This window comes from Aeromonas salmonicida subsp. salmonicida, from assembly GCF_001643305.1.
GTDB classification, from domain to species: Bacteria; Pseudomonadota; Gammaproteobacteria; order Enterobacterales; family Aeromonadaceae; genus Aeromonas; species Aeromonas salmonicida.
In genome coordinates, this window is the sequence record NZ_LSGW01000061.1 from 20,815 (window position 1) to 32,071 (window position 11,257).

An 11,257-nucleotide genomic window follows, 5' to 3' on the forward strand; every position below is an offset into this window, starting at 1 on the left:
CCAGCTGTTACCATCCTCGGGTCTTTGTAAGGAGAGTTCCATGTTGAGCCCAATTGAAAAATCCCGCCTGAAGTGGGCTTGCCGTCGTGGCATGCTCGAGCTGGATGTGATCTTTATGCCGTTCTTTGAACACGAGTTCGACAGCTTGAGTGACGAGCAGCAGCAGACCTTCATCCGTTTGCTGGAGAGCGATGACCCTGACCTGTTCAAGTGGTGCATGGGCCACGGCGTTCCTGCCGATCCCGCTTTTGCCGCCATGATCGCCCTGATCCTGGAACGCAATCAGGCTCGCCACGATAGCCTGAGCTGATCCCGTATGCGGGTTTACATGCCCGTCATTCCCTCCCGGCAGCAGCGTATCCTGCTGCTGATCCTGTTTCTGCTGCTGTTGTGGCCGGTTGCCAGTCTGATCCATGGTTGGCAGTGGGCACTGCTGCTCCCCTGCTGGTTGGCGGGGCTCTGGCTTGCCTGGCAGGGTGCCAGCCGTATGGCCGGTTTGCTGGAGTGGGATGGGCAGTGGCTGGTGTGGCAGGGGTATCGCTATCAGCTGGGGACGCGCAGTCGCGTCCTGCCCGGTGTACTCTGGCTGCAACTGGTGGCAAGCGACAGGCCTGATGCCCGTCTCTGGCTCTTCTCCGACGCACTCGCACCTGAGCATTACAGGGCGCTGGCCCGCGCCATCAGGCTAACGCCACCCGCCCGTTAATCATCCTGCCTGTTTCAACCCTTCTCCCTCATAGCAAATGACCCCGCCGGGGCGAGGTCATTTGGTGACTGCTAACGCATGATTATTCTCGATCCGGCGTCAGCACCGTGGGTGTGGAGTCTGGCTGTATGTCCGGGTAGTCCGGGATGTGGGGTGCAGCTTGCGTATCTCCCTTGGCTCATCACTGGTGCAGGATTACTCCCGCTCCGGGGTCAGCACAGTGGGTTTGGAGTCTGGTTGCATGTCCGGATAATCCAGGTTGTAGTGCAGGCCGCGCGACTCCTTGCGCTGCAGTGCGCAGTTGACGATGAGCTCGGCCACCTGCAGCAGGTTACGCAGCTCCAGCAGGTTGTTGGAAACGCGGAAGTTGGCGTAGTACTCCTGCACTTCCTGCTTGAGCAGGTCGATACGGCGCTTGGCGCGGGCCAGGCGTTTGTTGGTACGCACTATCCCCACATAGTCCCACATCATCAGCCGCAGCTCATGCCAGTTGTGCTGGATAACGACCTGTTCGTCCGAGTCGTCCACCTTGCTCTCATCCCAGGCGGGCAGATGGGGCGGTTCCACACTCATGGGCAACTTGGCCATGATGTCGGCTCCCGCCTGATGGGCATAGACCACGCACTCGAGCAGGGAGTTGGAGGCCATGCGGTTGGCACCGTGCAGACCCGTGTAGGTCACTTCGCCAATGGCATAGAGACCGGGAATGTCGGTCTGGCCATTGTTGTCGATCATCACGCCACCACAGGTGTAGTGGGCCGCCGGGACTATGGGCATCGGCTCCCTGGTGATGTCGATGCCGACAGCCATGCAGCGCTCGTGAATGGTCGGGAAGTGCTTGATGATGAAATCCGCCGGCTTGTGGCTGATGTCCAGATACATGCAGTCGGCACCGAGGCGTTTCATCTCGTGGTCGATGGCGCGGGCGACTATATCCCGTGGGGCCAGCTCGGCCCGTTCATCGAACTCCAGCATGAAGCGGCTGCCGTCGGGACGGCGCAGATAGGCACCTTCCCCGCGCAGGGCTTCGGTCAGCAGGAAGTTGGGGTCATCGGGGTGGAACAGGCTGGTGGGGTGGAACTGGTTGAACTCCAGGTTCGCTACCCGGCAGCCGGCGCGCCACGCCATGGCGATGCCGTCACCCGAGCTCACGTCCGGGTTGGAGGTGTACTGATACACCTTGGAGGCACCGCCGGTGGCCAGCGCCACGAAGCGGGCGCGGATCACCTCGACCTGCTCGGCGTTACGGTTCCAGACGTAGGCGCCCAGCACCTTGTTGCCCGGCAGGTTCAGCTTGCGGGTGGTGATGAGGTCGACCGCGTTGAAGCGTTCCATCAGCTGGATATTGGGGTGGGAGCGCACCTGATCGATCAGGGTGAGCTGCACCGCCTTGCCGGTGGCATCGGCCGCATGGAAGATGCGGCGATGGCTGTGGCCCCCTTCACGGGTCAGGTGATAGTGGGACTCGCCCTCGGCGTCCTCCTCCTGATCGAAGGGAACCCCCTGCTTGATCAGCCACTGGATGGATTCGCGGGCGTTGCGGGCGGTGAACTCCACCACGGCAGGGTCACACAACCCTGCCCCGGCGTTGAGCGTGTCGCTCACGTGGGATTCGATGCTGTCGGTTTCGTCGAAAACGGCAGCGATGCCTCCTTGCGCATAGAGAGTGGCCCCCTCACTGATGGGCCCCTTGCTCAGAACCAGGACTTTGGCCTGGTCTGCCAACCGCAACGCGAGGGACAGACCAGCGGCACCGCTGCCAATGATCAGTACATCGCAAAGGTATTCAACACTTGCTTTCATAAGTATCATTGGCCTGGATTAAGAACTGGCACCATGGTAGCCCAAGCGAGGGCGGTGATGCAGCCTGCGTCACATTTTTTTCAATGCAACCGAACTTTCCCTGATTCCTCCTGTCTGAACTTGTGCGCTTAGGAAGGGCCGGAAAAGAAAAACGATAACCTGATGGGGGTTTTACGGCTCTGATGAGCGACCAGAATCTACTGGACGAACAGCTGGTTGAACGGGTCCAGCGTGGCGATAAAAATGCATTCAACCTGTTGGTAAAAAAATACCAGCATAAAGTGGTCAACCTGGTTGCCAGGTATGTCAACAATCCGGGCGATGTGCCGGATGTGGCGCAGGAGGCGTTTATCAAAGCCTACCGGGCGTTGCCGACATTCCGTGGCGAGAGCGCGTTTTACACCTGGTTGTACCGAATCGCCGTGAATACGGCCAAAAATTATCTGACCTCTCAGGGGCGCAGGCCGCCCAGCAGTGATGTAGAGGCGGACGAGGCAGAATACTATGGTGGTGGCGAAGCCTTGCAAGAGATTGCCACACCGGAAAACCTGGCGCTGACCGACGAGATCAAGCGTACCGTGTTTTCCGCCATAGAAGCTTTGCCTGAAGACTTGAGGACAGCCATCACCCTTCGCGAACTGGAAGGGCTGAGCTACGAAGAGATTGCCGAAATCATGGATTGTCCGGTGGGTACGGTGAGATCCCGCATCTTCCGGGCGAGGGAAGCAATCGATAAAAAGCTGAAACCTCTGATCGAGAATTAACTGGGGAAAGACAGGTTAACTATGGCAACTAAAGAGCAACTCTCGGCCCTGATGGATGGTGACTTGAGCGATGTTGAGGTTCTTGGCGAGCTGGGAATGGATCCGGCGCTGCAAGATACTTGGTCTCGTTACCACTTGATCGGTGATGCCATGCGGGGGGACCTGCCGGTCAATCTGCAACTGGATCTCAGTGACAGCATCATGGCAGCACTGGAAGACGAGCCCACCATACTGGCGCCCAAGCCGGTGGAGAGCAAGCCAACTGCACCGCAGGTTCACACTGCCGCCAAGGTGGTTCCGCTGTTTCGCCGGGTCGGTCAACAGGTGGGGCAATACGCCATCGCCGCGTCGGTCGCCGCTGCCGTCATCTTCGGGGTGCAGCAGTATCAGGGGCAGGACGGCATACCGACCAATCCTGTGCTCAACACCATTCCTGTCGGTGGCAGTTCCTCGCCAGTGAGTGTGCACTACCCGCAAGATGGCAACCGGGCCTCCACCCGCCAGCAAGGGTTGAGCGAGCAACAGATGCAGGAGCAGCGTGAGCGTATCAATGCCTTCCTGCGTGACCACCAGTTGCAACAGCGTCTGCTGCAAGACAAGCAGATTCAGGAATAACGCATTTTTAGGGATCAGACCGTGCGCCAGTCCAGCCGTATTTTGCTGGCCTCTCTCCTGCTGATTTGTGCCAAGGCCTCGGCCGACGATAAGTCGGCCGAGGCCTTGTTGCAGCAGATGCAGAGTGCCGTTTCGCAACAAAATTTCGAATTATCCATGGTCAAGGCCCGTCAGGGGCGCCTCGAACCCATACGTTTCAGCCATGGGATGATCGATGGCAAGGAGGTGGCTCATCTGAGCTATCTCGACGGCAAGACCATAGAGTACCTGCAGCGCCAGGACGAGTTTACCTTCTTCGAAAATACCCACGAACCCTACACCCTCAAAGGCGCCCGCTTCCCCGGTGTCTGGGCGACGCTGGTGAATATGCCGCTGCCCCGTGTGCTGGAAAGTTATGATCCCGTGCTGGCCGGCCGCAGTCGGGTAGCCGGTCTGGTGGCGCAAGTGGTCAGGCTGGTTCCCAAAGAGGCAGACAAGTATGGCTTCATGCTCTGGATCGATGAACAGAGCAGCCTCTTGCTGCGGGTGGACATGGTGGATCGGGAAGGCAATCTGGTCGAGCAGGTGCTGGGGGGGGATCTGGACAGGCTGAGCGCGCCTGCGCCCTGGTTGGTGAAGCTGGCCGGCAGCAAGCTGCCCCAGGCGCTGGAGGATGCCTATCCGGCGCCGCAGCAGACGCTTAACTGGCACCTGACCTGGTTGCCGGATGGTTTCAAGGTACTGTCTCAGGACCGGCATCAACTGGTGACCACCAGTTTGCCGGTCGATTACATGATGCTCTCCGATGGGCTGGTGGATCTCTCCGTCTATGTGGCCAGGGTTGATCCCAAGCAGGCGGTGCGTCAGCAGCTGATCCGCCAGGGCGCTACTTCGCTGGTGAGCTACGTCAACGATGTGGGGGTCGAGATCACAGTCGTCGGCGAAGTACCGGCCGACACAGCGAAACGTATCGCCGAGTCGGTGCAACCGTTGGCTCGCAATGAGACTGTACAGTAGTCGTCTGCACATGCTCGCTTGCCCGAGCGGGTCAGTCATGTTCAGATGGGGTCAATCTTTCCCTCGTTATTGTGGAACCGTCTTGTGAGTGAAATGAGCGAAGAGCTGGCAACCGTGGTGGCCATTGATGGACAGCATGCCTGGGTGGAGTGCGAACGGCGCTCTGCCTGCAGCAGTTGCCATCAACAATCCAACTGCGGTACCGGCACTGTTGCCAAGGCGTTTGTGATGAAGCAGCAACGACTGCGGATTGCCCTCACCGCCGAGGTGAGCGTTGGTCAGCAAGTGAGACTCGGTATTCCCCAGGCGAGTATCCTGCGGGGGGCAGCACTGGTGTATGTATTGCCGCTGTTCTGTCTGCTGGCGGGCGCCCTGCTCGGTCAGCTCTGGTTGGTACCCTTGCTGGCGGGCGGGGAGGGGATCACCATCCTCAGTTGCTTGCTGGGTGGCGTCATCGGATTTTCACTGGTTCGTTACTTTTCCACTCGACTCGAACAGGGGGCATACGGCCCCCGCATGCTGGGTGTGGTACTCCATACCCGCAACCTCTCCTGAGCGTGCAGGCCTGTATTTCTGGTGCTCCGTCGACTAAAGATTGGCCGTCGACCGGGTTATCCAGTAAAATCCTGCCTCCATATCCGGCCCTAACCTAATTTTGAGTGATTCTTGCTCGATGAAACACATTCGTAACTTTTCGATTATTGCGCACATCGACCACGGTAAATCGACCCTGTCGGACCGTCTGATCCAGACTTGCGGCGGCCTGTCCTCCCGCGAGATGCAGGCTCAGGTGCTTGACTCCATGGACCTGGAGCGCGAGCGCGGCATTACCATCAAAGCACAGAGTGTGACCCTGAACTACCAGGCACAAGACGGTAACACCTACCAGCTGAACTTTATCGACACCCCGGGCCACGTAGATTTCTCCTACGAAGTCTCCCGCTCATTGGCGGCCTGTGAAGGGGCGCTGCTGGTGGTAGATGCCGGCCAGGGGGTTGAGGCACAGACTCTGGCCAACTGCTACACCGCCATGGAAATGGAGCTGGAAGTGGTGCCGGTGCTGAACAAGATTGACCTGCCGGCCGCAGAGCCCGAGCGGGTTGCCGAGGAGATCGAAGACATAGTCGGCATCGACGCCATTGATGCTGTCCGTTGCTCCGCCAAGACCGGCCTGGGCGTTGACCTTGTGCTGGAAGAGATAGTGGCTCGCATTCCGGCGCCGGTCGGTGATCCCGATGCACCGCTGCAAGCGCTGATCATCGACTCCTGGTTTGACTCCTATCTGGGCGTCGTCTCTCTGGTGCGGATCAAGAACGGCTCCCTCAAGAAAAACGACAAGATCAAGGTGATGAGCACCGGTCAGGTGTGGGGTGTCGATCGTATCGGTATCTTCACGCCCAAGCAGGTGGATACCCAGGGTCTGGGCTGTGGCGAGGTAGGTTGGGTCGTCTGCGGCATCAAGGACATCCACGGTGCCCCTGTGGGCGATACCCTGACTCAAGCCAAGAACGGTGCCGAAAAAGCGCTGGCGGGTTTCAAGAAGGTGAAGCCGCAGGTGTATGCGGGCCTGTTCCCCATCTCCAGCGATGACTATGAGTCATTCCGTGATGCCCTCGACAAACTGTCCCTGAACGATGCCTCCCTGTTCTTCGAACCGGAAAGTTCCACCGCGCTGGGCTTCGGTTTCCGTTGTGGCTTCCTCGGCATGCTACACATGGAGATCATCCAGGAGCGTCTGGAGCGGGAATACGATCTGGATCTCATCACCACGGCCCCGACCGTGGTCTACGAGATTGAGCTCAATGATGGCTCAACCATCCACATCGACAGCCCGTCCGCCATGCCTCCGGTCAACAACATCAAAGAGATGCGTGAGCCGATCGCCGAGTGCAACATATTGCTGCCTCAGGAGTACATGGGCAATGTCATCACTCTCTGTATCGAGAAGCGTGGCGTTCAGACCAACATGGTCTATCACGGCAATCAGGTTGCACTGACCTACGAAATCCCGATGGCGGAAGTGGTGCTCGATTTCTTCGACCGCCTGAAATCTACCAGCCGTGGTTACGCCTCGCTGGATTACGGCTTCAAGCGCTTCGAAACCTCCGAGATGGTCCGTCTGGATATCATGATCAACGGTGAGCGTGTCGATGCGCTGGCCATCATCACCCACAAGGAGAACGCCCAGTATCGCGGTCGCCAGGTGGTGGAGAAGATGCGTGAGCTGATCCCGCGCCAGATGTTTGATATCGCCATTCAGGCATCCATTGGCAACCAGATCATCGCGCGCAGCACGGTCAAGGCCCTGCGTAAAGACGTGACCGCCAAGTGTTATGGTGGTGACGTGAGCCGGAAGAAAAAGCTGCTGAACAAGCAGAAAGAAGGCAAGAAGCGGATGAAGTCCCTGGGCCGTGTCGACGTGCCGCAGGAAGCCTTCCTCGCAATTCTCCATGTAGGAAAGGATTAATCGATGGCAAGCACGTTTTCCCTGATCCTGGTGGTGGTCTGCGTGATCACCGGTATTATCTGGTGTCTGGACAAGATGATCTGGTCCAAGCAGCGGGCCGCCAAGATTGCCGTGGCCCGTGCCCACGGCGGTGCTCATCTGGATGAGAAAACCCTGGCCAAGGTTGCCCCCATGCCGGTCTGGATCGAACAGACCGCAGGTGTGTTTCCGGTCATTACCCTGGTGCTGATACTGCGCTCCTTCCTGTTTGAGCCGTTCCAGATCCCGTCAGGCTCCATGATGCCGACCCTGCTGGTGGGCGACTTCATCCTGGTGCAGAAGTTTGCCTATGGCCTCAAGGATCCGGTGACCAACACCCGATTCCTCGAGACCGGCGAACCCAAACGCGGCGATGTGGTGGTGTTCAAGTATCCGCTGGATACCCGGGTGGACTACATCAAGCGAGTGGTCGGCATGCCGGGGGACAGGGTCATCTATCGCAACAAGGAGCTGATGATCCGGCCCAAGTGCGAGGAGCAGGAAGGGAAAACTTGCCCGGGCTTCAAGAAGCTCGACGTCAAGTTTGAACAAAGGGGTGAATTTACCCAGATGGGGATCCCGCTTGATCGCTATACCGAGCAGCTGGGTGAGGTGTCTCACGAGACCCTGCGTAACCCGCTGATGCCCGATATGGTCGGCCGCTATTATCGCCAGCCCGGTACTTACCCCGACGAGTGGGTGGTACCGGAAGGTCAGTACTTCGTGATGGGTGACAACCGTGACAACAGTACCGACAGCCGTTTCTGGGGCTTTGTGCCCGAGCAGAATCTGGTGGGCAAGGCGGTCGCCATCTGGATAAGTTTTGAATTTGAGCGTGAAGAAGGCTCCCTGCTGCCAAGCTGGGTACCGACAGGTGTGCGCTTCAACCGCATTGGCGGAATCAAGTAAATGAATATCAAAATGAACAGACTGCAGTCCCGTCTCGGGCATGTCTTTCACGATAAAGAGCTGTTGACCCGGGCGCTGACTCACCGCAGCGCCGGTTCCCGTCATAATGAGCGACTGGAATTTCTGGGTGACTCCATCCTGAGTCTGGTGATTGCCGATGCTCTGTTCCACCGCTTCCCGCAAGCGGCGGAAGGAGATCTCAGCCGGATGCGCGCCACTCTGGTGCGCGAGAAGACCCTGGCCGAACTGGGCCGGGAGTTTGACCTTGGGGATGACCTGATCCTCGGGCCCGGCGAACTCAAAAGTGGCGGTTTTCGCCGCGAATCCATTCTGGCCGACACGGTCGAGGCGGTGATCGGTGCCGTCTATCTGGATACTGATCTTGAGGCGGTGCGGGTGCTGCTGCTGAGCTGGTATGCCAGCCGTCTGGATGAGATCAAACCAGGCATAGAGCAGAAGGATCCCAAGACCCGCCTGCAGGAAATTTTGCAGGGAAGCCGCAAATCCCTGCCGACCTACACAGTGACCAACGTCAAGGGCGAGGCCCACAACCAGGAGTTCACCGTCCAGTGCGACGTGGAAGGGCTGGATGGTCCGCTGGTCGGGGTCGGCACCAGCCGTCGCAAGGCCGAACAGGCTGCGGCGCAGCAAGCATTGGAAAGACTGTCATGACTGCTATTGATGCAAGAGGCCGCGGTCTTTCAACACAACAGGCATTGGAAAAACTGTCATGACAGATACGACTTACTGCGGCTTTGTCGCCATCGTGGGCCGCCCCAACGTGGGCAAGTCCACTCTGCTCAACAAGCTGCTTGGCCAGAAGGTCAGCATCACCTCGAAGAAACCCCAGACTACCCGTCACCGGATCCTGGGGATCGACACCGAGGACAACCATCAGACCATCTATGTGGATACCCCGGGTCTGCACATCGAAGAGAAGCGGGCCATCAACCGCCTGATGAACCGCGCTGCCACCAGTTCGCTGGGTGATGTGGCCATGGTGGTGTTCGTGGTTGACGGTACCCACTGGACCAAGGATGACGAGATGGTGCTCGGCAAGTTGCGCCATCTGCCCTGTCCCGTTGTGCTGGCAGTCAACAAGATCGACAACGTCAAGGACAAGGAAGACTTGCTGCCCCACCTGGAGTGGCTGGGCCAGCAGATGAAGTTCTCCCATATCCTTCCCATCAGTGCCGAGAAGGGCACCAACGTGGAGAAGATCCGCGAGTGGTCCAAGGATCTGCTGCCAGAGAACAACTTCTTCTTCCCGGAAGATTACGTGACCGACCGCTCTTCCCGCTTCATGGCCTCCGAGATCATCCGCGAGAAGCTGATGCGTTTCACCGGTGAGGAGCTGCCTTACTCTGTGACCGTGGAGATCGAGCGCTTCAAGGTGGAAGAGAGCGGCATCTATCACATCAATGCCCTGATCCTGGTAGAGCGCGATGGCCAGAAGAAGATGGTCATCGGCAACAAGGGTGAGAAGATCAAGACCATAGGCACAGAGGCACGCATCGACATGGAACGCCTGTTCCAGAACAAGGTGTTCCTTGAGCTGTGGGTCAAGGTCAAGGCGGGCTGGGCCGATGACGAGCGCGCCCTGCGCAGTCTCGGCTATGGCGATGACTGATTGCTGAGTCCAGCCTTCGTCATCCACAGTCGGCCCTATCGGGAGACCAGTCAGCTGGTCGAGGTGTTTACCCAGGATAGTGGCCGATTTACTCTGGTGGCTCGCGGTTCTCGCGGGCCACGCTCCCCTCTGAAGGGGCTGCTTCAACCTTTTTCCCTGCTCACCATCAGCTGGCGTGGCAAGGGGGATCTCAAGAATCTCGCCCAGGTTGAATGTCCGGATCACTCCTTGCGACTCGGTGGCGATCGCCTTTTCTACGGCCTCTACCTCAACGAGCTGGTCTACTACCTGCTGGAAGCCCATACCCCTTTTCCCGAGGTGTTTGACGCCTATGCCCGTGCCCTGATGGCGCTGGCAGATGGCGAGACGCCCGAGTTGCCGCTGCGCCGCTTCGAGTTCCTGCTGTTGCAGGCGCTTGGCTATGCGGTGGACTTCGAATACGCCGCTGACGACGAGTCCGCGATCCAGCCCGAGCTGCTCTACGGCTTCGAGCGCGAATTGGGCTTTGTCGCTTGCGAGCGGGCGCCGGATCCCCGTACCCTGTTTCTCGGTGCCCACCTGCTGGCCTTCGCCGAGGGACGTTTCGATACCCCTCCTTTGCTGCAGGCGGCCAAACGTTTCAGCCGACTGGCGCTGCAACCCTATCTGGGCAGACGGCAATTAAAGAGCCGGGAGCTGTTTTTAAAGCGCAAAGCCAGCACACAGTGACATATGGATATCCGCGCTGGCGCCAAGGCGGCAGCCGCACAGTTAACAGATGAAGTGTTTCAAGGAGTCATCAATGAGCGAAATCTATCTGGGTGTGAACATCGACCATATCGCCACCCTGCGCAATGCCCGTGGCACCCAGTATCCGGATCCGGTACAAGCTGCCTTCGTGGCCGAGCAGGCCGGGGCCGACGGCATTACCGTCCACCTGCGGGAAGACCGTCGCCACATCACGGACCGCGATGTGGAGATACTGCGCCAGACCATACAAACCAGAATGAACCTGGAGATGGCGGTGACCGAGGAGATGATCGGCATCGCCTGTCGTATCAAGCCCCACTTCGTCTGCCTGGTGCCGGAGAAGCGTACCGAGGTGACCACAGAGGGTGGTCTGGACGTGGCTGGTCAGCTCGACAAAATCACGGATGCGGTGACTCGGTTGTCGGCCGTGGGGGCCCAGGTGTCGCTGTTTATCGATGCCGACCCGCTGCAGATCGACGCGGCCGCCGACAGTGGTGCTCCCTTCATCGAGATCCACACCGGCCGCTATGCCGACGCCACCACGGATACCGATCGCAACGCCGAGTTCAAGCGCATCGCCGCCGGCGCTTCCTATGCTGCCGGCAAGGGGCTCAAGGTCA

Annotated in this window: 13 protein-coding genes; 12 read left to right on the plus strand and 1 reads right to left on the minus strand. The window is 58.9% G+C overall.

The window, feature by feature from the left end; translation table 11 throughout:
• The first annotated feature begins 40 nt into the window (after positions 1 to 40).
• Both sdhE and AXW79_RS10110 read left to right on the plus strand, forming a co-directional pair.
• A complete protein-coding gene (sdhE, locus tag AXW79_RS10105) occupies positions 41 to 310 on the plus strand; it encodes an FAD assembly factor SdhE (RefSeq protein ID WP_005318829.1) in 270 nt (89 codons plus the stop codon).
• An 18-nt stretch (positions 311 to 328) separates the two neighbouring features.
• Positions 329 to 706 (plus strand): protein YgfX, encoded by a 378-nt coding sequence (locus AXW79_RS10110; RefSeq protein WP_085941650.1) that lies wholly within the window; start codon positions 329 to 331, stop codon positions 704 to 706.
• 195 nt (positions 707 to 901) lie between these two features.
• Here AXW79_RS10110 and nadB read toward each other — a convergent pair whose 3' ends face one another.
• Positions 902 to 2,509, minus strand: a complete 1,608-nt coding sequence (gene nadB, locus AXW79_RS10115) for an L-aspartate oxidase (RefSeq protein WP_005318835.1) — start codon at positions 2,507 to 2,509, stop codon at positions 902 to 904.
• Positions 2,510 to 2,691: 182 nt separating this feature from the next.
• On the opposite strand from nadB, the gene rpoE reads away from it, so the two are divergent.
• The 10 genes from rpoE to AXW79_RS10165 all read left to right on the plus strand — a co-directional run.
• Positions 2,692 to 3,273: an RNA polymerase sigma factor RpoE gene (gene rpoE / locus AXW79_RS10120; protein WP_005318837.1), complete on the plus strand. Its 582-nt coding sequence runs from the start codon at positions 2,692 to 2,694 to the stop codon at positions 3,271 to 3,273.
• 21 nt (positions 3,274 to 3,294) lie between these two features.
• Complete coding sequence (locus tag AXW79_RS10125) at positions 3,295 to 3,888, plus strand: RseA family anti-sigma factor (RefSeq protein ID WP_011899067.1); 594 nt, start codon at positions 3,295 to 3,297, stop codon at positions 3,886 to 3,888.
• Positions 3,889 to 3,909: 21 nt separating this feature from the next.
• A complete protein-coding gene (locus tag AXW79_RS10130) occupies positions 3,910 to 4,884 on the plus strand; it encodes a MucB/RseB C-terminal domain-containing protein (RefSeq protein ID WP_005318842.1) in 975 nt (324 codons plus the stop codon).
• Between the two features lie 93 nt (positions 4,885 to 4,977).
• Positions 4,978 to 5,439 carry a SoxR reducing system RseC family protein gene (locus AXW79_RS10135; protein ID WP_005318845.1) on the plus strand — a complete coding sequence of 154 codons (462 nt, stop codon included), beginning with the start codon at positions 4,978 to 4,980 and terminating at the stop codon, positions 5,437 to 5,439.
• Positions 5,440 to 5,557: 118 nt separating this feature from the next.
• Positions 5,558 to 7,351 carry a translation elongation factor 4 gene (gene lepA / locus AXW79_RS10140; protein WP_005318848.1) on the plus strand — a complete coding sequence of 598 codons (1,794 nt, stop codon included), beginning with the start codon at positions 5,558 to 5,560 and terminating at the stop codon, positions 7,349 to 7,351.
• Between the two features lie 3 nt (positions 7,352 to 7,354).
• Positions 7,355 to 8,278: a signal peptidase I gene (gene lepB / locus AXW79_RS10145; RefSeq protein ID WP_005318850.1), complete on the plus strand. Its 924-nt coding sequence runs from the start codon at positions 7,355 to 7,357 to the stop codon at positions 8,276 to 8,278.
• The gene (gene rnc / locus AXW79_RS10150; protein WP_005318852.1) at positions 8,279 to 8,950 is read left to right on the plus strand and encodes a ribonuclease III; all 672 of its coding nucleotides are present in this window, start codon (positions 8,279 to 8,281) and stop codon (positions 8,948 to 8,950) included.
• 58 nt (positions 8,951 to 9,008) lie between these two features.
• On the plus strand, positions 9,009 to 9,908 hold the full coding sequence (era, locus tag AXW79_RS10155) for a GTPase Era (protein WP_005318854.1): 900 nt from the start codon (positions 9,009 to 9,011) through the stop codon (positions 9,906 to 9,908).
• Complete coding sequence (recO, locus tag AXW79_RS10160; protein WP_005318856.1) at positions 9,909 to 10,616, plus strand: DNA repair protein RecO; 708 nt, start codon at positions 9,909 to 9,911, stop codon at positions 10,614 to 10,616.
• Positions 10,617 to 10,689: 73 nt separating this feature from the next.
• The coding region (locus AXW79_RS10165; RefSeq protein WP_063975711.1) for a pyridoxine 5'-phosphate synthase at positions 10,690 to 11,257 on the plus strand (568 nt) is incomplete at its 3' end.

Excerpts from the sequence above, each read along its gene's own strand:
- rnc (WP_005318852.1), top strand. The coding sequence starts at position 8,279 with ATGAATATCAAAATGAACAGACTGCAGTCCCGTCTCGGGCATGTCTTT.
- AXW79_RS10110 (WP_085941650.1), top strand. The coding sequence starts at position 329 with ATGCCCGTCATTCCCTCCCGGCAGCAGCGTATCCTGCTGCTGATCCTG.
- lepB (WP_005318850.1), top strand. The coding sequence starts at position 7,355 with ATGGCAAGCACGTTTTCCCTGATCCTGGTGGTGGTCTGCGTGATCACC.
- AXW79_RS10135 (WP_005318845.1), top strand. The coding sequence starts at position 4,978 with ATGAGCGAAGAGCTGGCAACCGTGGTGGCCATTGATGGACAGCATGCC.
- nadB (WP_005318835.1), bottom strand. The coding sequence starts at position 2,509 with ATGAAAGCAAGTGTTGAATACCTTTGCGATGTACTGATCATTGGCAGC.
- sdhE (WP_005318829.1), top strand. The coding sequence starts at position 41 with ATGTTGAGCCCAATTGAAAAATCCCGCCTGAAGTGGGCTTGCCGTCGT.
- AXW79_RS10125 (WP_011899067.1), top strand. The coding sequence starts at position 3,295 with ATGGCAACTAAAGAGCAACTCTCGGCCCTGATGGATGGTGACTTGAGC.
- lepA (WP_005318848.1), top strand. The coding sequence starts at position 5,558 with ATGAAACACATTCGTAACTTTTCGATTATTGCGCACATCGACCACGGT.
- era (WP_005318854.1), top strand. The coding sequence starts at position 9,009 with ATGACAGATACGACTTACTGCGGCTTTGTCGCCATCGTGGGCCGCCCC.
- rpoE (WP_005318837.1), top strand. The coding sequence starts at position 2,692 with ATGAGCGACCAGAATCTACTGGACGAACAGCTGGTTGAACGGGTCCAG.